The organism is Faecousia sp., from assembly GCF_048519415.1.
Taxonomy (GTDB): domain Bacteria; phylum Bacillota; class Clostridia; order Oscillospirales; family Oscillospiraceae; genus JAZOXB01.
Genome location: NZ_DBFZUT010000004.1, coordinates 1 through 22,004, shown reverse-complemented (window position 1 = coordinate 22,004; position 22,004 = coordinate 1). Strand labels below are relative to the sequence as shown.

Annotated in this window: 25 protein-coding genes; 17 read left to right on the top strand and 8 right to left on the bottom strand. The window is 63.1% G+C overall.

Annotated elements, in window-relative coordinates:
- Positions 1–25: 25 nt before the first annotated feature.
- The 3 genes from pyrR to ACMKFF_RS00585 form a co-directional block, all read right to left on the bottom strand.
- On the bottom strand, positions 26–562 hold the full coding sequence (pyrR, locus tag ACMKFF_RS00595; protein WP_419495717.1) for a bifunctional pyr operon transcriptional regulator/uracil phosphoribosyltransferase PyrR: 537 nt from the start codon (positions 560–562) through the stop codon (positions 26–28).
- 266 nt (positions 563–828) lie between these two features.
- Positions 829–1,740, bottom strand: coding sequence for a homoserine O-acetyltransferase MetA (metA, locus tag ACMKFF_RS00590; protein WP_418488043.1), 912 nt, complete (start codon positions 1,738–1,740; stop codon positions 829–831).
- A gap of 15 nt (positions 1,741–1,755) precedes the next feature.
- Complete coding sequence (locus tag ACMKFF_RS00585; RefSeq protein ID WP_367927270.1) at positions 1,756–3,045, bottom strand: O-acetylhomoserine aminocarboxypropyltransferase/cysteine synthase family protein; 1,290 nt, start codon at positions 3,043–3,045, stop codon at positions 1,756–1,758.
- 230 nt (positions 3,046–3,275) lie between these two features.
- On the opposite strand from ACMKFF_RS00585, the gene ACMKFF_RS00580 reads away from it, so the two are divergent.
- The 13 genes from ACMKFF_RS00580 (at position 3,276) to ACMKFF_RS00520 (ending at position 12,244) form a co-directional block, all read left to right on the top strand.
- Positions 3,276–3,569 carry an AtpZ/AtpI family protein gene (locus tag ACMKFF_RS00580; protein ID WP_419495716.1) on the top strand — a complete coding sequence of 98 codons (294 nt, stop codon included), beginning with the start codon at positions 3,276–3,278 and terminating at the stop codon, positions 3,567–3,569.
- The gene (locus tag ACMKFF_RS00575; protein ID WP_419495715.1) at positions 3,556–3,972 is read left to right on the top strand and encodes an ATP synthase subunit I; all 417 of its coding nucleotides are present in this window, start codon (positions 3,556–3,558) and stop codon (positions 3,970–3,972) included. The genes ACMKFF_RS00580 and ACMKFF_RS00575 overlap by 14 nt, the downstream gene beginning before the upstream one ends.
- Positions 3,969–4,736 (top strand): F0F1 ATP synthase subunit A, encoded by a 768-nt coding sequence (gene atpB / locus ACMKFF_RS00570; protein ID WP_349135908.1) that lies wholly within the window; start codon positions 3,969–3,971, stop codon positions 4,734–4,736. The genes ACMKFF_RS00575 and atpB overlap by 4 nt, the downstream gene beginning before the upstream one ends.
- A gap of 58 nt (positions 4,737–4,794) precedes the next feature.
- Positions 4,795–5,034, top strand: coding sequence for an ATP synthase F0 subunit C (atpE, locus tag ACMKFF_RS00565; protein WP_349135910.1), 240 nt, complete (start codon positions 4,795–4,797; stop codon positions 5,032–5,034).
- Between the two features lie 46 nt (positions 5,035–5,080).
- Positions 5,081–5,599, top strand: a complete 519-nt coding sequence (gene atpF / locus ACMKFF_RS00560) for a F0F1 ATP synthase subunit B (protein ID WP_349135911.1) — start codon at positions 5,081–5,083, stop codon at positions 5,597–5,599.
- Entirely contained in the window at positions 5,592–6,125 is a 534-nt protein-coding gene (gene atpH / locus ACMKFF_RS00555; RefSeq protein WP_367927274.1) for an ATP synthase F1 subunit delta, read from the top strand. The genes atpF and atpH overlap by 8 nt, the downstream gene beginning before the upstream one ends.
- A gap of 35 nt (positions 6,126–6,160) precedes the next feature.
- A complete protein-coding gene (gene atpA / locus ACMKFF_RS00550; protein ID WP_367927275.1) occupies positions 6,161–7,669 on the top strand; it encodes a F0F1 ATP synthase subunit alpha in 1,509 nt (502 codons plus the stop codon).
- A gap of 12 nt (positions 7,670–7,681) precedes the next feature.
- Entirely contained in the window at positions 7,682–8,518 is an 837-nt protein-coding gene (atpG, locus tag ACMKFF_RS00545; protein ID WP_419495714.1) for an ATP synthase F1 subunit gamma, read from the top strand.
- A gap of 18 nt (positions 8,519–8,536) precedes the next feature.
- Positions 8,537–9,940 (top strand): F0F1 ATP synthase subunit beta, encoded by a 1,404-nt coding sequence (atpD, locus tag ACMKFF_RS00540; protein WP_349135915.1) that lies wholly within the window; start codon positions 8,537–8,539, stop codon positions 9,938–9,940.
- Complete coding sequence (gene atpC / locus ACMKFF_RS00535) at positions 9,937–10,335, top strand: ATP synthase F1 subunit epsilon (RefSeq protein WP_349135917.1); 399 nt, start codon at positions 9,937–9,939, stop codon at positions 10,333–10,335. Before atpD ends, atpC begins: the two co-directional genes overlap by 4 nt.
- A gap of 158 nt (positions 10,336–10,493) precedes the next feature.
- Complete coding sequence (locus ACMKFF_RS00530) at positions 10,494–10,889, top strand: zinc ribbon domain-containing protein (RefSeq protein ID WP_419495713.1); 396 nt, start codon at positions 10,494–10,496, stop codon at positions 10,887–10,889.
- A gap of 24 nt (positions 10,890–10,913) precedes the next feature.
- Complete coding sequence (locus tag ACMKFF_RS00525; RefSeq protein WP_419495712.1) at positions 10,914–11,495, top strand: zinc ribbon domain-containing protein; 582 nt, start codon at positions 10,914–10,916, stop codon at positions 11,493–11,495.
- A 74-nt stretch (positions 11,496–11,569) separates the two neighbouring features.
- Positions 11,570–12,244, top strand: a complete 675-nt coding sequence (locus ACMKFF_RS00520) for a GNAT family N-acetyltransferase (RefSeq protein ID WP_419495711.1) — start codon at positions 11,570–11,572, stop codon at positions 12,242–12,244.
- Between the two features lie 114 nt (positions 12,245–12,358).
- Here ACMKFF_RS00520 and ACMKFF_RS00515 read toward each other — a convergent pair whose 3' ends face one another.
- From ACMKFF_RS00515 to ACMKFF_RS00500, 4 genes are all read right to left on the bottom strand, one after another.
- The gene (locus ACMKFF_RS00515) at positions 12,359–12,850 is read right to left on the bottom strand and encodes a DNA-deoxyinosine glycosylase (RefSeq protein WP_419495710.1); all 492 of its coding nucleotides are present in this window, start codon (positions 12,848–12,850) and stop codon (positions 12,359–12,361) included.
- Between the two features lie 49 nt (positions 12,851–12,899).
- Complete coding sequence (locus ACMKFF_RS00510; protein WP_419495709.1) at positions 12,900–14,453, bottom strand: polysaccharide biosynthesis C-terminal domain-containing protein; 1,554 nt, start codon at positions 14,451–14,453, stop codon at positions 12,900–12,902.
- Between the two features lie 366 nt (positions 14,454–14,819).
- Complete coding sequence (locus ACMKFF_RS00505) at positions 14,820–15,371, bottom strand: hypothetical protein (RefSeq protein ID WP_419495708.1); 552 nt, start codon at positions 15,369–15,371, stop codon at positions 14,820–14,822.
- A 20-nt stretch (positions 15,372–15,391) separates the two neighbouring features.
- Positions 15,392–16,123: a 16S rRNA (uracil(1498)-N(3))-methyltransferase gene (locus tag ACMKFF_RS00500; RefSeq protein ID WP_419495707.1), complete on the bottom strand. Its 732-nt coding sequence runs from the start codon at positions 16,121–16,123 to the stop codon at positions 15,392–15,394.
- 151 nt (positions 16,124–16,274) lie between these two features.
- On the opposite strand from ACMKFF_RS00500, the gene ACMKFF_RS00495 reads away from it, so the two are divergent.
- Genes ACMKFF_RS00495 through larC form a run of 4 tightly spaced genes read left to right on the top strand, consistent with a single transcriptional unit; the run spans position 16,275 to position 21,130 of the window.
- Positions 16,275–18,395, top strand: coding sequence for an ATP-dependent helicase (locus ACMKFF_RS00495; protein WP_419495706.1), 2,121 nt, complete (start codon positions 16,275–16,277; stop codon positions 18,393–18,395).
- Complete coding sequence (larE, locus tag ACMKFF_RS00490; RefSeq protein WP_419495705.1) at positions 18,392–19,141, top strand: ATP-dependent sacrificial sulfur transferase LarE; 750 nt, start codon at positions 18,392–18,394, stop codon at positions 19,139–19,141. Before ACMKFF_RS00495 ends, larE begins: the two co-directional genes overlap by 4 nt.
- Entirely contained in the window at positions 19,134–19,889 is a 756-nt protein-coding gene (larB, locus tag ACMKFF_RS00485; RefSeq protein WP_349135031.1) for a nickel pincer cofactor biosynthesis protein LarB, read from the top strand. The genes larE and larB overlap by 8 nt, the downstream gene beginning before the upstream one ends.
- The gene (gene larC / locus ACMKFF_RS00480) at positions 19,886–21,130 is read left to right on the top strand and encodes a nickel pincer cofactor biosynthesis protein LarC (RefSeq protein ID WP_419495704.1); all 1,245 of its coding nucleotides are present in this window, start codon (positions 19,886–19,888) and stop codon (positions 21,128–21,130) included. The genes larB and larC overlap by 4 nt, the downstream gene beginning before the upstream one ends.
- 422 nt (positions 21,131–21,552) lie before the next feature.
- Here the strand turns inward: larC and ACMKFF_RS00475 are convergent, their stop codons facing one another.
- Complete coding sequence (locus ACMKFF_RS00475; RefSeq protein WP_419495703.1) at positions 21,553–21,786, bottom strand: endonuclease domain-containing protein; 234 nt, start codon at positions 21,784–21,786, stop codon at positions 21,553–21,555.
- Positions 21,787–22,004: the final 218 nt, after the last annotated feature.

Sequence of the window (22,004 nt, the reverse complement as noted above, 5' to 3'; positions counted from 1 at the left end):
GGGTTTTGCTGATGTGGTTTTGTATTCAGGCCTGCTTGCGCAGGTGAATGCCCCATTGTCCGTCGAACTGCGGCGTCAGCACGCAGATCTGCTCCTCCCGCGCCGTCGGCACGTTCTTGCCGACGTACTCCGGGTCGATGGGCAACTCGCGGTGCCCGCGGTCGACCATTACGGCCAGCCGGATGCGTGCCGGACGGCCGAGGCGGATGACGGCCTCCATCGCGGCGCGCGCCGTGCGGCCGGTGTAGATGACGTCGTCCACAAGGATGACGGTCTTTCCGGCAACCGGCGTGGAGAACTGCGTCGGCCGGACCTCCGGCAGATCGCCGAGCTCGCTCAGATCGTCGCGGTACAGCGTGATATCCAGCGTCTCGACCGGCGGCCGGATGCCGCCGAAGCGCTCCATGAGCCCGGCCAGCTCCTCGGCCAGCGGAACGCCGCGCCGCAGGATGCCGACGAGCAGAACCTGCTCCGGCTCCGGGTTGTTCTCCAGTATCTGATGCGCCAGACGGCGCAGGGTGCGCTCAAACGCGGCTGCATCCGCAATATCAACAGTCTGCATATGGTTTTTCCTCCCGTAGGGTGCAAAAATGCCCTGCCGCAGCACAGCGACAGGGCATACGAATCCACAGCAAAGCGGCAGACGGGTGCACAGACCCTCTGCGTCTCTCATTCGCGTCCTTGTCGGTCTCTCTGTACCGCTCTTAAAGAACTTTTTTCGGGCGTTATTCTAGCACAGCACTCCCCCGCTGTAAAGCTTTTTTTCGGCAAAAACCGATCTTTGGCGCTTGCAACGAAAAAGCGCGCCGTTTTTGCGGCGCGCTTTGGTCAGAATGTGAAATCATACGGGGTCGTCTGATAGACGAAGTAGTTCAGCCAGTTCGAGAACAGCAGGTTGGCGTGGCTGCGCCAGGTGACGAGGGGCGGCTTCGTGTCGTCATTGCCGGGGAAATAATTCTCCGGCACAGCAATGGGAAGGCCGAGAGCCTTGTCGCGCTCATATTCGCGCCGCAGCGTGTCCGGGTCGTATTCCGCGTGGCCCGTCAGGAAGATCTGCCGCCCTCCCGCCGTGAAGATCGCATAGACGCCCGCCTGCTCCGACGAGGCCAGGATCTTCAGCTCCGGCACGCGCTCGATGTCCTCGCGGCGGACCGTCGTGTGGCGGGAATGCGGCACCATGAACACGTCGTCAAAGCCGCGCAGCAGGATCGGGTTCTTATACTCCACGCGGTGCGGGAACACACCGAAGAGCTTTTTCTCCAGCGGCACCTTCTCGATGCCGTAGTGATGGTACAGCGCGGCCTGCGCGCCCCAGCAGATGTGCAGCGTGCTGTGCACATGCGTCCGGCTCCAGTCCATGATGCTGCAAAGCTCCTGCCAGTACTCGACGTCCTCAAACGGCAGCTGCTCCACGGGCGCGCCCGTAATGATCATGCCGTCATAGCGGCGGTCGCGGACCTCGTCGAACGTCTTATAGAACGTGAACAGATGCTCCGCCGAGACGTGCGTGGCCACATGGGAGCGCGTGTGCAGGAATTCCAGGTGCACCTGCAGGGGCGTGTTGCCGAGCAGACGGGCAAACTGCGTCTCCGTGACGATCTTCGTCGGCATGAGATTCAGGATGAGAATCTCCAGCGGGCGGATGTCCTGCGTGATGGCACGGGTCTCCGGCATAACGAAGATATTCTCGCTTTGCAGGGTGGCGGCTGCCGGCAGATCGTTCGGTATTTTAATAGGCATGGTGTTTCCTCCGGCTTATTCGGCGGCAAGCGCCTGATCGAGGTCGGCAATCAGGTCGTCCGCATTCTCAAGGCCGCAGGACAGCCGCACAAGGTCGGGAGAAACACCCGCTGCGGCAAGCTCGCTGTCGTTCATCTGGCGGTGCGTCGTGCTGGCGGGATGCAGGCAGCATGTCCGCGCATCGGCGACGTGCGTCTCGATAGAGGCGAGCTTCAGATGGCTCATAAACCGCTCGGCGGCGGCTCTGCCGCCCTTGACGCCGAACGAAATAACGCCGCAGGAGCCGTTCGGCAGATATTTCTGCGCCAGCTCGTAATAGCGGTCGCCGGGCAGGCCGCAGTACTTCACCCACGCGATCTTTTCGTGGCCCTGCAGGTGCTCTGCGATACGCTGCGCATTGGCGCAGTGCTGGCGCACGCGCACGGGCAGGCTCTCAAGGCCGAGATTTGTCAGAAATGCGTTGTGCGGGGACTGCACCGCGCCGAGGTCGCGCATGAGCTGGGCCGTGGCCTTTGTGATGAACGCGCCGCCGAGTCCGAAGCGCTCCGTATATGTCACGCCGTGGTAGCTCTCGTCCGGCGTGCACAGGCCGGGGAATTTTTCGGGATATTTCGTCCAATCGAATTTGCCGCCGTCGACGATGCAGCCGCCGAGGGCCGCCGCATGGCCGTCCATATACTTTGTGGTGGAGTGCGTCACGATATCCGCGCCCCACGAGAGCGGGCGGCAGTTGACGGGCGTGGCAAACGTGTTGTCCACGATGAGCGGCACGCCATGGGCATGGGCCGCAGCGGCGAACTTTTCGATATCCAGCACGGTCAGGGCAGGGTTGGCGATGGTCTCACCGAACACGGCCTTTGTGTTCGGGCGGAACGCGGCGTTCAGCTCTTCCGCGGAGCAGTCCGGGTCAACGAACGTGCAGGAGAGTCCCATGCGCTTCATCGTCACGGCAAACAGATTATAGCTGCCGCCGTAAATGGACGCGGAGCTCACGATGTGGTCGCCGCAGCCGGCGATGTTGAACATGGCCATAAAATTGGCGGCCTGCCCGGAGCCGGTCAGCATGGCGGCCGTGCCGCCCTCGAGCGCCGCGATCTTCGCCGCAACGTGGTCGCAGGTCGGATTCTGCAGGCGGGAATAGAAATAGCCGTCCGCCTCGAGGTCAAAGAGCTTTCCCATGGCCTCGGAGGTCTCATAGCGGAATGTTGTGCTCTGGATGATCGGGATCTGGCGCGGTTCGCCGTTGCCCGGCGTGTAGCCGGCCTGAATGCAGAGCGTTTCCGGCCGGAGATCGGGAGTTTTCAAAATCAAGACACCTCAAATCGGGAAGAATCAACAAAGCCGCATTCTGCGCGGCGATCGTGAACAATTATATCGAATTCCCCGCAGAATGTCAACGCGGAGCATATTCGAAAGGCCACCCTGATTTCAGACATTTTTCAAGCTTTGCATATTGCAATTTTTGAAAAAAAGGGGTATGATGTTAACTGATAATAGGGGAGAATCGGGTCCTGTTTTTTAGGAGGTGCTCTTTCTTGCCGAAAAAGGTATTTCGCGCGATTTATGCCGTCAATTATTGCATTCAGGCAGGCTTCTGTATGGTGTGCCCGGCTGGGCTCATCATTCTCGGCGGCTGGCTGCTGCACACGCGCTGCGGACTTGGCCGCTGGATTATGATTACCGCCATCGTCTTCGGCGTGTTCGCCGGGCTGTACAGCATGTTCCATTTTCTGCTGACGGCTGCCCGCACCATGGACCCCACCGTTCCCCCGTCTTCCGATGTTCCGTCATCTCACAAAAAGGAGGATGATCCGCATGGAACCCGTTAACGAGTCAACGTCCGGCAGTCTGAAGTGGCTCGTTCTGCCGACGCTCGCCGCAGAGATCGTGCTGTCCGGCATCATGCTGGGCTGCTACGCTCTGTTCGCCGCGCTGCGGCAGGATATTCTGCTCGGCGCCGCGCTCGGTACCGCCGCCGCGCTGGTGAATTTTGCCGCCATGATCCTCGGCCTGCTGCGGGCCTCGAAGAAGGAAAACCCACTGTCCGCCCAGCTCACGTCCCGCGTGCTGTTCGTCGTGCGCATGGTCGTGCTGCTGGTCGTTCTGGTCATCGCGCTCAAGAGCAAGCGGTTCGACCCGCTGGCCACGCTGCTGCCGCTGTGCTTCATGCGGCTGGCGCTCATGGCTTCCGAGCTGGTACGCAAGAAAAAGAAGGGAGTTCCCACTGCATGAATGTTAATATCACCGGTCCGCGCATCCTTGCGGAGTTTTCGTTTTTCGGTCTGTGCGATGTGACCATCACGCAGACGACGCTCACCTCGCTCCTCGTTCTGGCCGCGGTGACGATTCTCTGCTGGCGGCTCGGCCGTAATCTCCGGAAGCGCCCCGGCCGCATGCAGGCCGTCACGGAGCGCGCCGTCCTTGCCGTTTACAAGCTCGTGGACGACACGATGGGCAAGCACAATGAGCGCTTTGCGCCCTACATCGGCGCGCTGTTCTGCTCGTCCGTGCTCGGCTCACTTGCCAGCCTGACCGGCTTCCTGCGCAGCTCGACGGCCGACCTCAGCACAACGCTCACCTGGGCCCTCATGACGACCGCTCTCGTCTGGTACAACAACATCAAGAACAACGGCTTCTTCGGCTGGCTGAAGGGCTTCACGGAGCCCGTGGTCGTTATGACGCCGATGAACATCATCAGCGAGATCGCACAGCCGATCTCCATGTCGTTCCGTCACTTCGGCAATATCGCCGGCGGCTCCGTGCTCACGGCCCTTATCTACGGCGGTCTGTCCGCGCTGAGCTCGTTCGTGCTCGGCTGGATCCCGAGTGAATTCATCTCGTCCATCCCCATTTTCCAGGTCGGCATCCCCGCCGTCCTCTCCATCTATTTTGATCTCTTTACCGGCTGCATCCAGGCACTCGTGTTCTGCATGCTGACGATGGTCTACGTCGGCGCGGCCTGTCCGCCCCCCGCCCCAAAGCCGGAGAAGAAATAAGCAAACCCCGATTTGAGATCGTTCCAAACACAACAATATTTACAGGAGGAAACACACAATGGATCAAGCAATCATCAAGGCCGCCGCTGCGATCGGCGCAGGTCTCTGCATGGGTCTGGGCGCTATCGGCCCGGCAGTCGGCGAAGGTAATGCCGTCGGTAAGGCTCTCGAGGGCATGGCACGTCAGCCGGAGGTCTCCGATACGCTGCGTACCAACATGATCCTCGGCTGCGCCATCACCGAGTCCACCGGTATCTACTCTCTGGTCATCGCTCTGCTGCTGCTCTTCGTTTTCTGATGCGGCGCAGCACCACGAGATCTGCCGGAGAAAGGAGAGATGCGGCTTGAAATTTTTTACGGGATTTGAGAGCTTTGTCGGTGTGGATTTCTGGACCTGCCTGTTCACGCTGTGCAATCTGGTCATCCTCTATCTGGTCATGAAAAAGCTCCTCTTCAAGCCCGTCAAGAACATGATCGATTCGCGCCAGAAGGAGGTCGACGACCTCTACGACAACGCCAACCGTGCCAAGGCCGAGGCAGAAGAGATGCGCGCGCGCTATGAGACGCGCCTGCAGCAGGCCAACGCCGAGAGCGAGGCGCTGCTCCGCGACGCCAACCGCCGTGCCCAGCTCCGTGAGGAGGAGATCCTCCGCGACGCGCAGGACAAGGCGGCGCAGACCATGCAGCGCGCTGAGGCGCAGGTCGCGCTGGAAAAGAAGCGCGCCATGAACGAGATCAAGGACGATGTGTCCGATATGGCGGTGGACATTGCCTCCGCCGTCCTGCAGCGCGATATCCGCAGCGAGGAGCACACCGAACTGATCGATTCCTTCATTGAGAAATTGGGGGACAGCCATGATTGATGCCGCAAGCTATGGCCGTGCGCTGTTTCAGCTCGCGGAAGAGGACGGCTGCGGCGACGGGGTGCTGGAGGAGCTGCAGCTCGTCCGCCGCGCCCTGCGGGAAAACCCAGGTTATGTCACGCTGATGGACACGCCCGCCGTGGCCGGGCCGGAAAAACACGCCCTGCTGCTGCAGGCCTTTTCCGGCGCGTCGCAGGAGCTGCGCAATTTCCTGTGCCTGCTGTGCGACCGGCGCGCGCTCTGGCAGCTGCCCGCCTGCCTGACCGCCTATGAGGCGGCCTATGACGAGGCGCACGGCATCCTGCGCGCGACGGCCATCACGGCCGTTCCCATGCAGCAGCGGCAGCGCGAGGCCCTGTGCGCCCGGCTCGAGTCGCTGACCGGCAAGACCGTCAGCCTGACCTGCCGCACCGATCCCACGCTGCTCGGCGGCATTACCCTGCGCTATGGCGGCATCCAGCTCGACGACAGCATCCGCAGCCGTCTGGAGCGCCTGCGCCGCAGCCTGAGCCAGACCGTGGTCTGACCGGCTCCCCATCAAAAGATAAGGTTGGTGAAACCGTGAATCTCAGAATCGACGATATCAGTAAGATCATCAAGGATCAGATCAAAAATTATGCATCCCAGACGCAGCAGGATGAGATCGGCTACGTCATTCAGGTCGGCGACGGCATCGCCAAGGTGCATGGACTGGATAAATGCAAATCCAACGAGCTGCTCCGCTTCGAGAACGGCTCGTTCGGCATGGCGCTGAACCTCGAGGAGAGCTGCGTCAGCGTCGTCATGCTCGGCACGGACGTCGGCATCCGCGAGGGCGGCCTTGTCAAGCGCACGGGCCGCGTCGTGTCCGTCCCGGTCGGCGAGGCCCTCATCGGCCGCGTCGTCGACGCCCTCGGCCAGCCCATTGACGGCAAGGGCCCCATCGACTCGAAGGAGCTGCGCCCCATCGAGCGCAACGCCCCAGGCATCATTGAGCGCAAGTCCGTCAGCGTCCCGCTGCAGACCGGCATCAAGGCCATCGACTCCATGATCCCCATCGGCCGCGGCCAGCGCGAGCTCATCATCGGCGACCGCCAGACCGGTAAGACCGTCATCGCGACGGATACCATTCTGAACCAGAAGGGCAAGAACGTCATCTGCATCTATGTCGCCATCGGCCAGAAGCGCTCGACCGTCGCCCAGCTCGTCGATACGCTCGCCCGCGGCGGCGCCATGGACTATACCATCGTTGTCTCCGCGACAGCCTCGGAGCTGGCTCCGCTGCAGTATATCGCGCCGTACTCCGGCTGCACCATGGGCGAATACTTCATGGATCAGGGCAAGGACGTGCTCATCGTCTATGACGACCTGTCGAAGCACGCCGTGGCCTACCGTGCCCTTTCCCTGCTCATCCGCCGCCCGCCCGGACGCGAGGCCTACCCCGGCGATGTGTTCTATCTGCACTCCCGTCTGCTCGAGCGCGCGGCCCGCGTCGCCCCGGAATACGGCGGCGGCTCCATGACGGCCCTGCCCATTATCGAAACGCAGGCCGGCGACGTCTCGGCCTATATTCCGACGAACGTCATTTCCATCACGGACGGCCAGATCTATCTGGAGTCCGAGCTGTTCCACTCCGGCATCCGCCCGGCTATCAACCCCGGCATCTCCGTGTCACGTGTCGGCGGCAGCGCCCAGATCAAGGCCATGAAGAAGGTCGCCGGTACCCTGAAGCTGACGTACTCGCAGTACCGCGAGCTGCAGTCCTTCGCGCAGTTCGGCTCGGACCTCGATGCCGACACAAAGACGCGCCTTGCCCAGGGCGAGCGCGTCGTGGAGGTGCTCAAGCAGGACCGCAGCTCCCCGCTGGACGTCGCCCTGCAGGTCAGCATTCTCTACGCTGTCGTGCACAACATGCTCATGGACGTCCCCGTCGAACGCATTTCCGCCTTTGAGAACGCGCTGTTTGACCATCTGACCGTGCAGCATCCCGAAATTCTCGAGGACATCCGCAAGACCGGCGAGCTTCGGCCGGAAAACGAGGCCGCGCTGCGCGCCGCCATCGAATCCTGCCGCGCGCCGTTCACGGCCTAAGGAGCGCTGCCTATGGCTTCCATGAAGGATATCAAGACGCGCATCCGCAGCGTCGAGAGCACCCAGCAGATCACCCGCGCCATGGAGCTCGTCGCCACGTCCAAGCTGCGTCATGCGCGCGAGCGGGTCGAGCGCTCCCGCCCCTTCCACGAGGTGCTGGGTGAAGCCATCGCGGGCATTCAGGCCGGGCTGAAGGAAACGCCGTCCGTCTATTCCGAGGTGCGCCCCGTGAAGAAGACCTGCTTCGTCGTCATCGGCGGCGACCGCGGTCTGGCAGGCGGCTACAACGCCAACCTGCACCGGCTCGTGCTCTCGCTGGCAGGCAGCGAGCCCTACTGCGTGCTGCCCATCGGCAAAAAGCCGCTCGAGCAGTTCACCCGCAGCGGTGCGGAGCTCGTCAGCACCTATTTCGGCCTTGCCGCCTCCGTCGGCATCGGCGACTGCATGCAGATCGCCCGCCTGCTGTGCGACGGCTTTGCAGCCGGGCGCTATGACCGCGTGACCGTCGTCTATACGGAGTTCCGCTCCATGCTCTCACAGGTCCCCGCCTCTGCCGGTGTTCTGCCGCTGCAGCTCACGGGCGATGCAAAGTACCAGAGCGCGACCGTCGAGGACGACCCTGCCGCCCTGGTTGCGGCCATCGTGCCGCAGTATGTCTCCGGCGTGCTGTATTCCGCCCTCTGTGAGGCCTCTGCCTCCGAGCACGGTGCGCGCCGCACGGCCATGAACGCCGCCAATAAAAACGCCGGTGAGCTCATCGACTCGCTGGTCCTCAAATACAACCGCGCGCGGCAGGCAGCCGTCACGCAGGAGATCACAGAAATCGTTTCCGGCGCCGAGGCGCTGTAACGGAAAGGAGTCAACCGAATGCAGGAAAAGAACATTGGTTCCGTCGTGCAGATCATCGGCCCGGTGCTGGACATCCGCTTCCCGGCCGGTCACCTGCCCGACCTGCTCAACGCCATCGAGATCGAGCGCGACGGCGGCAAGCTTGTCTGCGAGGTCGCCCAGCAGCTCGGCGACGATGTGGTCCGCTGCATCGCCATGAGCTCGACGGACGGCATGGTGCGCGGCATGGAGGCCGTAGACACCGGCTCGCCCATCAAGGTCCCCGTCGGCAACGAGACGCTCGGCCGCGTCTTCAATCTGCTTGGCCGCGCCATCGATAATAAGCCCCAGCCCGTCACCTGTGAGAAGTGGAGCATCCACCGCGACCCGCCCGCCTATGACGAGCAGCAGACCTCCACGGAGATCCTTGAGACCGGCATCAAGGTCGTCGACCTGATCGCCCCCTATGCCAAGGGCGGCAAGATCGGTCTGTTCGGCGGCGCAGGCGTCGGCAAGACGGTCCTCATCATGGAGCTCATCAACAACGTTGCCAAGCAGCACGGCGGCATCTCCGTCTTCGCGGGTGTCGGCGAACGCACCCGTGAGGGCAATGATCTCTATAACGAGATGCAGCAGTCCGGCGTTATCAACAAGACCGCCCTCGTCTACGGTCAGATGAACGAACCGCCCGGAGCCAGAATGCGCGTGGCACTGTCCGGCCTGACCATGGCCGAGTACTTCCGCGACCGCGAGGGGCAGGACGTTCTGCTCTTCATCGACAACATCTACCGCTTCACGCAGGCAGGCTCCGAGGTCTCGGCCCTGCTTGGCAGAATGCCCTCCGCCGTGGGCTACCAGCCGACGCTGGCCACGGAAATGGGCGCCCTGCAGGAGCGCATCACCTCCACAAAGAAGGGCTCCATCACGTCCGTGCAGGCCGTTTATGTCCCTGCCGACGACCTGACGGACCCGGCCCCGGCCACGACGTTCGCCCATCTGGACGCAACGACCGTTCTGGACCGCGGCATCGCCTCGCTCGGCATCTACCCCGCCGTCGATCCGCTGGAGTCCACATCCCGCATCCTGACGCCGGACGTGGTCGGTCTGGAGCACTACGAGGTTGCCCGCGAGACGCAGCGCATTCTGCAGCGCTATAAGGAGTTGCAGGACATCATCGCCATCATGGGCATGGACGAGCTGTCCGAGGAGGACAAGCTGACCGTCAGCCGCGCCCGCAAGATCCAGCGCTTCCTGTCCCAGCCGTTCTCCGTTGCCGAGCAGTTCACCGGTATGCAGGGCAAGTACGTCCCCATCAAGGAGACGGTCCGCGGCTTCAAGGAGATCCTGGAGGGCAAGCATGACGATCTGCCCGAGTCCGCGTTCCTGTTTGTCGGCACGATCGACGAGGCCGTTGAGAAGGCGAAGCAGGGGGCTGCAAAATGAGCAGCTTCCATCTGCAGATCGTCACGCCGGACGGCAGCTTCTTTGACGGAGAGGCCAATTCCGTCGTTGTCCGCACGACCGGCGGCTATGTGAGCATCTATCCCCACCACACGGACTATATCGCCGCGCTGGACATCGGCCGCGTCGTCGTCACGAAGGACGGCGAGCCGCGGCATGCAGCCTGCGGCGGCGGCTTTCTCAGCGTGGAGAAGGGCGAGGTCCGTCTCGTCGCCACCACGTTCGAATATGCCGATGAGATCGACGTCGCCCGTGCCGAGGCCGCAAAGGCCCGCGCTGAGGCTCGCATCGCAGCGGCCACGGAGGAGCGCGACATCAAGCTGGCCCGCGCCAAGCTCAGCCGCGCCCTGAACCGGCTGCATATCGCAGGAAAATGACCACAAAAAGGCCTGCTGCAGAACTTGCATTGCAGCAGGCCTTTTTTGCACCCTTCCGGCCACGTTCCGCCTTGACATTCTCCGACCGATTGTGTAAAATTATTATGAACAGGATATGCCCTGTCATTCCTGAATCTGTTTGAATCGAGGTAATTTCCATGTCCATGATCCAGTGCCCGAACTGCAAAAGCATGGTCGACAACAGCGGCGCATTCTGTCCGAACTGCGGCACTCCCATTGCGGCTGCCCCTGAGGCCCCCGTTCAGCCCGTGCAGGCTCAGCCTTCCCAGCCCGTCTATGTTGCCGCTCCCGTTCCCGAAAAGCGCGGTGCACACGGCTGCAGCATCGCCGGCTTCGTCTGCGGTCTGCTTGGCCTGATCTTTTGCTGGACCTACATCGGCCTACTGGCCATTCCCGGCCTCATCCTCAGCATCGTCGGCATGTCCCAGAAGAACCGCAGCAAGGGTCTCGGCATTGCCGGTCTGATCCTGAGTGCCATCGCCCTGTGCATCTGGCTCATCGTGCTGGCGGCCATCGGCATCGCCGTGCTCTAAGCCCTGGAAAGAGAGGAATCTGTTATGAAATCATTCTGTGCCAACTGCGGCGCCCCCGTCGAGGAAGGCGCTGCGTTCTGCGGCAGCTGCGGCGCACCTGTTCAGAACGCCGTGGAGCCCATGCAGCCCGCCGTCCCTGTGGAGCCGCCCGTCGCTCCCGTCGAATCCCAGCCTTCCGCTCCGGCCGAGTCTGCCGCTCCCGCGCAGGCCCCGGTATACCCCGTCTACCAGCAGCCGGTCTACGTCCAGCCTGTCTCCCCGCTGAAGGGCAGCAACGGTGTCGGCGTGGCCTCGTTCGTCATGAGCATGGTCTCGCTCGTCGCCACGATCGCCGTGATTGCCATCATTTCCAGCATCATGGATTCGGTCAGCTCCTTCTATTTCAGCTTCAGCGAGCTCCAGACGCTGTGCACCAGCGGCATCGTGCTGGCCATTCTCGCACTGCTCGTGTCCATTGTCGGCCTCATCCTCGGCATCGTAGGCGTCGCCCGCCGCAATGTTAAGAAGGGTCTTGCGCTGACCGGTCTCATCATCAACGGCGTGGAGCTGCTTGCCGACTTCGTCGTGATCGCCATGATCGCCGCCATCATCAACGAGCTCTTCTGAGCGCGTTTCCCGGCACATATTCCGCGCGGCTCGGCTCCGGGCCGCGCGGTTTTTATTTGGAAAGGAAAAACGTCATGGATCAAAATCTTCGGCTTCTCTTTACGGAAATGCTCCGCCGGACCGGCCGCTGCCGCGCGCTGTACGACGGGCTGGAGGGCATGCTGCTGCAAACGGGCGGAAACGGCCTTTTCTGCGGCATTCCGGATGCGGACGCCCTGCTGCGCGTACTGCGGGGCGTGACCGTTCCGAAGGACGCGGGCTTCACCGTCTTCTCGCACGAGGCCGCCGACGCCGTGCAGCGCGAATTTGGACTGCACGATCAGGAGGCCTATGAGACGCTGCTGTACCTGCAGCCGTCGCCGCCCGAGGTCCCGGCCTGCTCCATCCGCCCGCTGACGGCGGAAGACGCCGCGGAGGCGGCGCGCTACTATCATCTGTTTGACGATCCCCTGCCCTATCTGCGCGGCCGCGCGGAGGCCGGAGCGCTGTGGGGCCATTTCACCGCCGAAGGGCGGCTGGCAGGCTTCCTCGGCATCCATTCCGAGGGCAGCATGGGTATGCTCGAGGTCGTGCCGGAGTTTCGCCGCCGCGGCATCGCGCAGGCGCTGGAGGCAGCGCTCATCCGGCTCCATCTGGAGCGCGGCTGGCTGCCGTACTGCTTCGTTGCGCCGGATAACGTGCCGTCCCTCTCGCTGCAGGCCAAGCTCGGGCTGACGAACATCCACATCCCGGCCATCTGGTTATTTTAAGGCAACACCGCATCATTGCACCTTCGGCCTTCGCCGAATGCTCTCGCTGAATGATACGGTGCTGCCCTGAAAAAGCGGAGCGGGAGGAGCCATTTCGATCTGGCTCCTCCCGTTTTATAATATCACGCGCCAGGCCTCGGCCAGACGCTGCAGTGACCACGCCGCGTTGGCCGGGCTCGTCGACGGCAGAGCAACGGCCGGGCGGCCGAGCAGCGGCTCGTTATAGCGGCGGTAGTATTTCAGCGACGTGTTCCCGTTGCAGAAAATGCGTTCGATCGGCGCATGCTCCGTGATGATGCGCAGGTCGTTCGGCACAACGTCGCGGATGCTGCTGTCGGACGAGCCGGTGATGGTGCACTGCCCAATGGAGTCCCACAGCGCAAAATGGTGGCGCAGGGCAAGCGCGCGCTTCTCCTCCACGGTCTGCGGCGCCGGCTCGCCGGTCAGCAGGGCGAGCAGCGGCCAGAAGCGGTTCTGCGGATGGCCATAGAAAAACATAGCCTCCCGCGACTTGATCGACGGGAATGAGCCGAGAATGAGCACGCGGGACTCCGCGTCAAACAGCGGGGGGATGGGATGCACCTGCGGCATGGGCGTCTGCGGCATGAGATCAGCCTCCTGGTCTAAGAAAACGCTGATTGAAACAGCGCTTCCCCTAAAAACTGCCCTCATTGTAGCCCGCGCCGCCCCGATTGTCAAGCGTCCGGCGCAGCACGCGCCGCAGCCAGCTGCCGTCCTGCTGCGTCAGGGCCTGCAGCAGCACAAAGGCCGCGAGCAAAACCGTCAGGAACCAGCCGCCGCGGCACAGGAGCCGCACAAACCATCCGCCCATCGCCGGAGACGGGAGCGTCAGCAGCAGGGCAAGGCCGAGGCTCAGCAGCGGCAGAGCAAAATCCGCCGCGCGCGGCCGGTGCTCCGTCGCAACGAGCAACCGCCGGATGCTCAAATACAGGTTGATGGCATGCGTCACGGCAAACACCGCCACATAGCCCGCAACGCCATGGCGCGGCAGCAGGACATAGAGGAATACGACGTCCAGAACAGACGTCAGCGTGTTATAGCGCACGCAGCTCAGCTGCTCGGCGAGGCCCTTGAGCATGCCGTCGACAATGGCATCGAGATAGAGCATCAGCACCATCGGTGCAAAGATGCGCAGGTAGCGCCCCGCATCCGCGCTGTGATAGACACACTGGCCCAGCTCCTCCGCGCAGACGAAGAAGAAGCCCGCCACGGCTGCGGCAAACAGCATGGTCATGCGGATACACTTCCCGCTCAGGTCGCGCACCCGCAGGCTGCGCCCCATGGCCCGGCAGCGCGAAAGCTCCGGCACCAGCAGATCGGAGACGGAATAGAGGATGGCAGCCGGGAACATCAGGATCGGGAACACCATACCGTGGATCGTCCCATAGCCCGCCATAGCCTCCTCCGTCGAGCCGCCGTAGCGCGCAAGGCCGATGGGGATAAGCAGCTGCTCGGCCGTGTTCAGCCCGGCGCGCAGGGCGTCGTTCAGCGCCAGCGGGACACTCAGGCGCAGCAGGCGCTTTCGCATCGGGATGTGCTCGCGCGGGACACGCCGCATATCGCGCCGGTAGCGCAGATACAGCAGTGTGAAGTCAAAAATACACCCGGCGGAGCTGCCGAACGTGATGGCGCAGCACGCCCGCGCCAGATCGTCCCCGGCCCAGAGGTACAGCAGGGTGACCGTCAGCCCGACGGACACCAGCCGCTCCGCGATCTCGATGCCGACGAGCTGGCGGATGCGGGAGCAGGCCGTGTAATACCCCGTCATGATCCCGCACAGGCAGGAAAACGGCAGCAGCAGGCCCATGACCCGCAGGCTCGGCGCAGCGCGCAGATCGCGCAGCCATGCCTGCGCAAAAAAGTCCGAGAGGAAGAACAGCGCCGCGCCGGAGACGGCGCTCACGAGGATGCCGTATTGCAGACAGGCGCGCATGGCCGCGCGCACACCGCTCAAGCGCCGGTGTCCGAATTCCTCCGCCGCCAGATACATGGCCGTTACGCGCACCCCGGCCGTCCCGGCCAGCATGGCAAAGACGCCGATGGTCGAGATGAGCTGCATCAGTCCCAGCCCCGCCGCGCCGATGCGCACGGAGAGGAAGACCTGAAATGCGATGGAGATGAGCCGCAGCAGCAGATTCGCCGCCGTCAGAAGCAGCGCGCCGCCCAGAATGGAGTCGTTCCGCTCCATGCCCTCACCTCCCCTGTCCAATATATCAAAACTCCCCCGGAAACATGCCTGTTTCCGGGGGGATCAGATCGGCTATCATGGAGGCGTTGCAGGGTCGGGACATGCCCCGACCGGCGCGGAACTTACGAACGGCAAAGGCCATCGTTAAAACGGTAAACGCACCCGAATTGTCATTCCGAGGAGCGAAGCGACGTGGGAATCTCGCAGTACCCGGCCGGATCACAGGAAAGCCTTGGCGAATCCGCCGGGCGTTGCAGGAGATTGCCACGGCCCCTTCGGGGCCTCGCAATGACAAACTTGAAGGCACTGCGCCAATGAATTTGTGCCGCAATCATTGCCTGCCTGCATGGCGCTCAGGCCGCTGCATTACCAGTCCCGCAAAAACTCCCGGACGGCTGCACGGGCAGGCTCGCAGGTCATCAGGTCGCCGTCGAGGCTGATGCGATGGTAGGCCGCCGCGCGCAGGAAGCAGACATCCGGCTCCGTTCCGAGCAGCACATGGTCCCGGAACGCCGCCAGAAAATTCTCCCGGCCCGTATTGCTGACAACGATGAATTTCTTCGGCACGGCAAGATAGCGGTCCGCCAGCTCGGCATGCCCGTTGAAGCAGCACTGGCTCCGCTCGTTGAACAGGAAAAAATTGGAGCACGGAAAATCGCAGTAATTCGGCACGATGAACACGGCGCGGTCCGCCAGTGCCGCCGCCTCGTTCAGGCGGAACGCATCGTCCGCAAAATAGGGGCAGGCCTCGCGCTGCCGGAAGCACTCACAATGGCAAGCGCCGCAGCCATGCACCGAAAGTCCGGAAAAATCGAAGCGGGTCAGACCCTCCGCCCCGAGCGTTTCCTGCACACAGTCGGCAATGGCAGCGCAGTTCCCATCCGCCCGGCTGCTGAAGGAGATCACACACGTTTTCATTCATTAACCCTCATTTTCGCTCAGAATTCGCCAGCTGTATACATCAGCGCGGACAGGGCGCACAGTGGGGCCGTCTCGCAGCGCAGGATGCGGCTGCCGAGCGTGCAGATCTGCAGGCCGGCCCTCTGCGCCTGCTCCACCTCGCTGCGCTCCAGACCGCCCTCCGGCCCCGTCAGCAGGGCCGCCGTGCGGAACGGCGCGGACTCGATGGCGGCGCGGAATGTGCGCTGCTCCTCGTTCTCATAAAAGCAGACGGCAAGCTCCGCCTGCGCAGCCCGCTGCAGCGCCGCCTCATACGACGGCAGCGCCAGCACCTGCGGGATGCGGCCGCGCCCGGACTGTTCTGCGGCCGAGGCAGCGATCTTCTGCCAGCGCTCGAGCTTTTTGGCAAGTGAGCGCTCATCCGGCCGGGAGACGCAGCGCGCGCTCGGGAACGCGACCAGCTCCGCCGCGCCCAGCTCCGTCGCCTTCTGGATCACATGCTCAAATTTATCCGCCTTGGCAAAGGCCATATACACACTGCAGAATACGGCCGCCTCGCTCTTTGCGGCCGTGTGCTCCTGCACGACAAGGCTGACCTGCCCCGGAGCCACGTCCGAGACAACGCAGTGCCACTCCTCGCCCTCGCCGTCGCACACCGTGACGGCATCTCCGTTTTTCAGGCGCAGCACACGCGCATGCGCGGCATTCTCCCCCGTCAGGACCAGAAAATTCTCACCCAGCTCCGCGCGCGGAACAAAAAAACGCGGCATAGCGCTCTCCCCTCCCCGCCTTTGCGGCGGTGTTCTTAATTATTGTTTGTTATTGTAGCATATTGGCAGGCAGTGCGCAAGCCCGCCCGGCTCGCGCTTGTATTTCGCCCGATTTTGTGCTATTATTTTTCGGGAAAGGGGGCGAACACGCATGGACGATCTGCTGAGCGGGCTGAACGCGGCCCAGCGGGAGGCCGTCACGGCCACAGAGGGCTATGTCCGTGTCATCGCGGGCGCAGGCTCCGGCAAGACGCGCGCACTGGCGCGGCGCTTCGCCTATCTTGTGAACGAGGTCGGCACGCTGCCCGGCAACATCCTGTGCGTGACGTTCACGAACAAGTCTGCCGCCGAGATGCGCCAGCGCATCCACGCCCTGACGGGCGACGAGGACACGGGCTATATCTGCACGTTCCACAGCTTCTGTGTGACCGTCCTGCAGGAGGACAGCCACGCCGTGCAGTATCCGCGGCGCTTTCTCGTGCTCGACAACAGCGACATCGACGCCATGCTCCGCATCATCTACGAGGAGCGCGGGCTGACGCTGCGCGCCATGACCTTCAGCGCAGCGCGGGACATGATCGAGCTCCGCAAGCTCAAGAAGGCGCCGCAGTATTATCTCGATCTCATCACGCTGTCGCTCGAGACGCTGCAGCAGAAATATCTGCAGGCCGAGGCCCCGGACGACATCATTTTCTATGGCTATCTCTACCAGCAGAAGAAATGCTTCGGGCTGGACTACAACGATCTGCTGAAATTCACGCTCTATATCTTCGAGCAGGATGCGGACATCCGCCTCAAGTGGCAGCAGCGGCTGGAATACATCATGGTCGACGAATTTCAGGACATCGACGAGCCGCAGTACACGCTGATGCAGGTGCTGTGCGGCTATCACCACAACCTCTTCGTCGTGGGCGATCCCGACCAGACGATCTATACCTGGCGCGGAGCGAACATCCGGTATCTGCTGGACTTCGATCAGGTCTTTCCCGGTACGCGGACGATCCTGATGATGGAAAATTACCGCTCCACGCCGCAGATCCTGTCCGTGGCCAATTCGCTCATCGCCAGAAACACGGACCGCATGGAAAAATCCCTGCTCCCCACCCTGCCGGACGGCGCGCCGGTCCGTCTGCACCATGCGCGCAGCGCGGCGGACGAGGCCGCGTGGATGGCCGCGCAGATGCAGACCCTGCACGACGGCGGGACGCCCTATCGCGACATGACCGTGCTCTACCGGGCGCATTATCTCACACGGACGGTCGAGGAGGTGCTCCAGCGGGAGAAGATCCCCTATACCATCTACAGCGGCGTGCAGTTTTTCGGCCGCGCCGAGATCAAGGACGCCCTGTCCTACCTGCGCATGATCGCCTGTCAGGACGACCTGTCGTTCCTGCGCATCGTCAACCAGCCGAAACGCAACATCGGCGAGCGCCGCCGCAGTGTCGGCACGGAGGCCTTCCGCGGCACGGGCGCGGCGCGCTTTGTCTCCCTGATCGACGCCTTTTCGTCCGACTGCTCCGGCCGGTCCGTCTCGGAGGTCCTGTCCGCCATCCTGCACGAAAGCGGCTATGAGGCCATGCTCCGCACGGAGGGCAGTCAGGAGCGGTTGGACAATCTGGCAGAGCTGAAGCAGTCCGTCTATGAATATGAAACGACATGCGGCGAGGAATGCACGCTCGAGCACTATCTGGCCCATGTGGCCCTGTTTACAAACGCCGACGCGGGCGACAGCAGCGACCGCGTGAAGCTGATGACCGTGCACACGGCCAAGGGACTGGAATTCCCCCATGTGTTCCTGTGTGCGATGAACGAGGGACTGTTCCCCTCGAAAAAGATCCGGACCCTCCCCGCCATGGAGGAGGAGCGACGGCTGGCCTTCGTCGCAATGACGCGCGCGGAGCAGGGGCTGTACCTCTCCGAGGCCGCCGGACGCAATTTTGACGGAACCGACCGCTATCCCTCGCGCTTTCTGCTCGACATCGCCCCCGGCCTTCTGGAGCAGAGCGGTGAGCGCGACGATATGCTGCTGGATAACGCCCGCAGCTACATCGCCATAAGCGAACGCACGCTGCGCGGCAGCGCGGACACCGCCGCCTTCCGGCCCGGCCAGCGCGTGCGGCACAGCATTCTCGGCACGGGCACCATGCTGGAGCTCGACGAGGCAAAGCAGGCCTGGCTCATCCGCTTTGACGGACTGCCGACCCCGCGGCGCATTTCTTTCCGCGCGCGGCTCACGCCGTGCCCGGAGCAGGAAGGAGACACCCCATCATGACCCTACAGGAATTTTTCGCGGAAAATCCGCGCGCTGCCATCGCGTTTTCGGGCGGCGTGGATTCGTCGTATCTGCTGTATGCTGCGGTACAGTGTGGCGCGGATGTGCACGCCTACTTCGCCAAGACGGCGTTCCAGCCGCAGTTTGAGCTGGACGATGCGCAGCGGCTGGCCGAGAGCGTCGGTGCAAAGCTAACCGTGCTGGAGCTGGATGCCCTGTCCTCCGAGGATGTGGCGCGCAATCCTGCAAACCGCTGCTACTACTGCAAGCAAAATATTTTCGGAAATCTGAAGCGCGCGGCAGCCGAGGACGGGTTCACGCTCATCCTCGACGGCACGAACGCCTCGGACGACGCCGGAGACCGCCCCGGTATGCGCGCCCTGCGCGAGATGGACGTCCGCTCGCCTCTGCGCGAATGCGGCCTGACGAAGGCGGAAATTCGCCGTCTGTCGCACGAGGCCGGGCTGTTCACCTGGGACAAGCCCGCCTATGCCTGCCTTGCCACGCGCGTCCCCACCGGCACGCGCATCACGCCGGAGCTGCTGGCCGCCACGGAGCGCGCCGAGGGCTGGCTGTTCTCGCAGGGCTATACGGACTTCCGCGTCCGCCTGCTGGACGGCTGCGCCCGCCTGCAGTTCCCGGCAGATCAGCTTTCCCGGGCGCTGGCCCAGCACGACGAGATCGTCGCGGCCCTGAAGCCCGATTACCGGGCAGTTCTGCTCGATTTGGAGGCACGCCATGCATAATTCTCTTACCGCCCTGCTCACGCAGGTGCGCGACGGAAGCATCTCCGTCGCGGACGCGGCCCTGCAGCTGCGCGAGGCTCCGTTTGAGGACCTCGGCTATGCGCGCGTCGACCATCACCGCCGCCTGCGGCAGGGCGCGGCCGAGGTCATCTACGGCGCTGGCAAAACGCCGGAGCAGATCGCTGGCATCGTCGATTCCCTGCAGCGCAGCGGGCAGAAGACCGTGCTCATCACGCGCATGAAGCCGGAGGCCGCAGCCTATCTGCAGGAGCGCGCAGCGCTCACCTATGACGCAGCCTCCCGTATCGGCATCGTCGGGCCGCTGCCGGAGCCGGACGGCGACGGAAAAATCGTTGTCGCGACCGGCGGCACGAGCGACATTCCCGTCGCCGAGGAGGCAGCGCTCACAGCCGAGGTGCTCGGAAACCGCGTCGTGCGGCTGTATGACGTCGGCGTGGCCGGGCTGCACCGTCTGCTCGCCAGTCTGGACGAGCTGATGGGTGCGCGCGCCATCATCGCCATTGCCGGGATGGAGGGCGCGCTTGCCAGCGTCATCGGCGGACTGGTCGACTGCCCCGTCATTGCCGTGCCGACGAGCGTTGGCTATGGTGCGTCGTTCGGCGGTGTTGCCGCGCTGCTTTCCATGCTGAATTCCTGCGCCAGCGGCGTTTCCGTCGTGAACATCGACAACGGCTTCGGCGCGGGCTATCTTGCCAGCATGATCAATCATATGGGGGCCAAACCATGAAAACACTGTATCTTGACTGCGGCATGGGCGCTGCGGGCGATATGCTCACGGCGGCGCTGCTCGAGCTGCTGCCGGAGCCGAAGGCATTTCTGCAGGAGCTCAATGCGCTGGGCATCCCCGGCGTTGTCACCACGGCCGTGCGCACCGAAAAGTGCGGCATCTGCGGCACGCAGCTCTCCGTGACCGTGAACGGCGCGGAGGAGGAGAGTGAGGACGTCCCGCTGGCGCACACACATGCTTGCAGTCATGTTCACGAGCATGAGCACGAGCATGAGCACGAGCATGAGCATGCCCATGAACACCCTCATTCCCACACCGGCATGGCGGACATCCGCGCGCGCATTGCGGCCCTGCCGGTCCCGCAGCGTGTGCGGGACAATATCCTCGCCGTCTATGGCCGTCTGGCCGCAGCAGAGAGCGAGGCCCACGGCAGGCCGGTCGACCAGATCCACTTCCACGAGGTCGGCACGATGGACGCGCTTGCGGACATCACGGCCGTGTGCCTGCTGCTTGAGCGGCTCGCGCCGGAGCAGATCATCGTCTCGCCCGTGCATGTTGGCAGCGGCCACGTCCGCTGCGCCCACGGCATTCTCCCCGTTCCCGCCCCGGCGACTGCCATTCTGCTGCGCGGCGTTCCCATTTACGGCGGGCACATTGCAGGCGAGCTGTGCACGCCGACCGGCGCTGCCCTGCTGACGCAGTTTGCCGCGCGCTTCGGCGATATGCCGCCCATGCGCGTAGAGCGCATCGGCTATGGCATGGGCCGCAAGGACTTCCCCGCCGCCAACTGCGTCCGAGCCCTGCTGGGCGAGACGGAGGACAGCGCGGAGGACGTGCTGGAGCTTGCCTGCAATCTGGATGACATGACGCCGGAGGCCATCGGCTTTGCGCTGGAGCGTCTGCTGGAAGCAGGGGCACTCGACGCATGGACGACGCCCATCGGCATGAAAAAATCGCGCCCCGGCGTACTGCTGCGCGCGCTGTGCCTCCCGGAAAAGCGGCAGGCTGTGCTGGACGTATTCCTGCGCGACACGACAACGCTCGGCGTGCGGGAGCACCGCTGCAGCCGGACGGCGCTGCAGCGCAGCGTCAGCGAGGCCGACAGCCCATGGGGGCCGGTCCGCTGCAAGCAGGCGGGCGGCTATGGCGTTTCCCGCAAAAAGTATGAATTCGACGATCTGGCACGCATCGCCCGCGAGACGGGCCTGAGTCTGCCGGAGCTGCTCGAGAAGCTGCCGTAGCCCGTGCAGAATCCTGCAGCTCCTCCTGCACGGGGGATTTCTGCAGCGGCCGATCACACTTGTAATTTTCCTCCGGATATCTTGACACCGTCGGCGTCGTATGCTATACTTCCGACATAGCCGCTCTTGTGCAAACCGTCTGGGCTACCGCTTCGGTAGCCCAGCGACCGAAGCACCTGGGCGGCTCTTTTTGCGTCTGTGTACAGCACGCGCTGTCCCCGAGAGAACCCCTGCCTCCGTCCTCGCTGCCCGGCCTGCAGAACGCGGCTCCCAAGCGCCGATTGAAAGCGAAGCGGCCGCCCATTTAGATGGGTGTTCATAAAACAGTCAATGGAGCGTATCGATACAGATACGCTCCATTTTTCACGTCAACATACTATGTAATGGGGCACAGTCCCTTGGCTCTCCCTTTGGGAGAGCTGTCACCGCAGGTGACTGAGAGGGCCCTGCAGCCTTTTTCGAATGATAAGATCAATTTGTGCGCACACACCGCGAAAATCCTTGTCGATATCCCGGTTGGAAAATCGCAGAATCTCCAGCCCAAGAGACATCAGAAATTGAGAACGTTCCGCATCATAAGCAAGCCCCTGAGGTTCATAATGCTGAGAGCCATCCAATTCAATGACCAGTCTGGCCGAAGCACAGTAAAAGTCCACGATGAATCTGCCGATAATCCGCTGTTTGTAAATTTTACTGGATATCTGCGGAGAAAAAGATACCAGAGCTTACGCTCGTGGGGTGTCATCTCCCTGCGAAGCCGTCGGGCATTTTCTAATTGGGTGTTGTCTTTTGGTATTGTCATGGTTTGCCCTCTCCGTCCTCGCTATGCTCGGCCACCTCTCCCAAAGGGAGAGGCAAGGGATGCTCGCACGGT

Bases quoted from the DNA above. Each gene is read 5' to 3' on its own strand.
- ACMKFF_RS00500 (WP_419495707.1), bottom strand. From the start codon at position 16,123: ATGCCGCGTTTTTTTGTTCCGCGCGCGGAGCTGGGTGAGAATTTTCTG.
- atpH (WP_367927274.1), top strand. From the start codon at position 5,592: ATGATTGATGCCGCAAGCTATGGCCGTGCGCTGTTTCAGCTCGCGGAA.
- larC (WP_419495704.1), top strand. From the start codon at position 19,886: ATGAAAACACTGTATCTTGACTGCGGCATGGGCGCTGCGGGCGATATG.
- pyrR (WP_419495717.1), bottom strand. From the start codon at position 562: ATGCAGACTGTTGATATTGCGGATGCAGCCGCGTTTGAGCGCACCCTG.
- larE (WP_419495705.1), top strand. From the start codon at position 18,392: ATGACCCTACAGGAATTTTTCGCGGAAAATCCGCGCGCTGCCATCGCG.
- metA (WP_418488043.1), bottom strand. From the start codon at position 1,740: ATGCCTATTAAAATACCGAACGATCTGCCGGCAGCCGCCACCCTGCAA.
- ACMKFF_RS00495 (WP_419495706.1), top strand. From the start codon at position 16,275: ATGGACGATCTGCTGAGCGGGCTGAACGCGGCCCAGCGGGAGGCCGTC.
- atpG (WP_419495714.1), top strand. From the start codon at position 7,682: ATGGCTTCCATGAAGGATATCAAGACGCGCATCCGCAGCGTCGAGAGC.
- ACMKFF_RS00520 (WP_419495711.1), top strand. From the start codon at position 11,570: ATGGATCAAAATCTTCGGCTTCTCTTTACGGAAATGCTCCGCCGGACC.
- ACMKFF_RS00525 (WP_419495712.1), top strand. From the start codon at position 10,914: ATGAAATCATTCTGTGCCAACTGCGGCGCCCCCGTCGAGGAAGGCGCT.
- atpB (WP_349135908.1), top strand. From the start codon at position 3,969: ATGAATGTTAATATCACCGGTCCGCGCATCCTTGCGGAGTTTTCGTTT.
- ACMKFF_RS00515 (WP_419495710.1), bottom strand. From the start codon at position 12,850: ATGCCGCAGACGCCCATGCCGCAGGTGCATCCCATCCCCCCGCTGTTT.
- ACMKFF_RS00505 (WP_419495708.1), bottom strand. From the start codon at position 15,371: ATGAAAACGTGTGTGATCTCCTTCAGCAGCCGGGCGGATGGGAACTGC.
- ACMKFF_RS00510 (WP_419495709.1), bottom strand. From the start codon at position 14,453: ATGGAGCGGAACGACTCCATTCTGGGCGGCGCGCTGCTTCTGACGGCG.
- ACMKFF_RS00530 (WP_419495713.1), top strand. From the start codon at position 10,494: ATGTCCATGATCCAGTGCCCGAACTGCAAAAGCATGGTCGACAACAGC.
- atpE (WP_349135910.1), top strand. From the start codon at position 4,795: ATGGATCAAGCAATCATCAAGGCCGCCGCTGCGATCGGCGCAGGTCTC.
- ACMKFF_RS00575 (WP_419495715.1), top strand. From the start codon at position 3,556: ATGGAACCCGTTAACGAGTCAACGTCCGGCAGTCTGAAGTGGCTCGTT.
- atpC (WP_349135917.1), top strand. From the start codon at position 9,937: ATGAGCAGCTTCCATCTGCAGATCGTCACGCCGGACGGCAGCTTCTTT.
- atpD (WP_349135915.1), top strand. From the start codon at position 8,537: ATGCAGGAAAAGAACATTGGTTCCGTCGTGCAGATCATCGGCCCGGTG.
- larB (WP_349135031.1), top strand. From the start codon at position 19,134: ATGCATAATTCTCTTACCGCCCTGCTCACGCAGGTGCGCGACGGAAGC.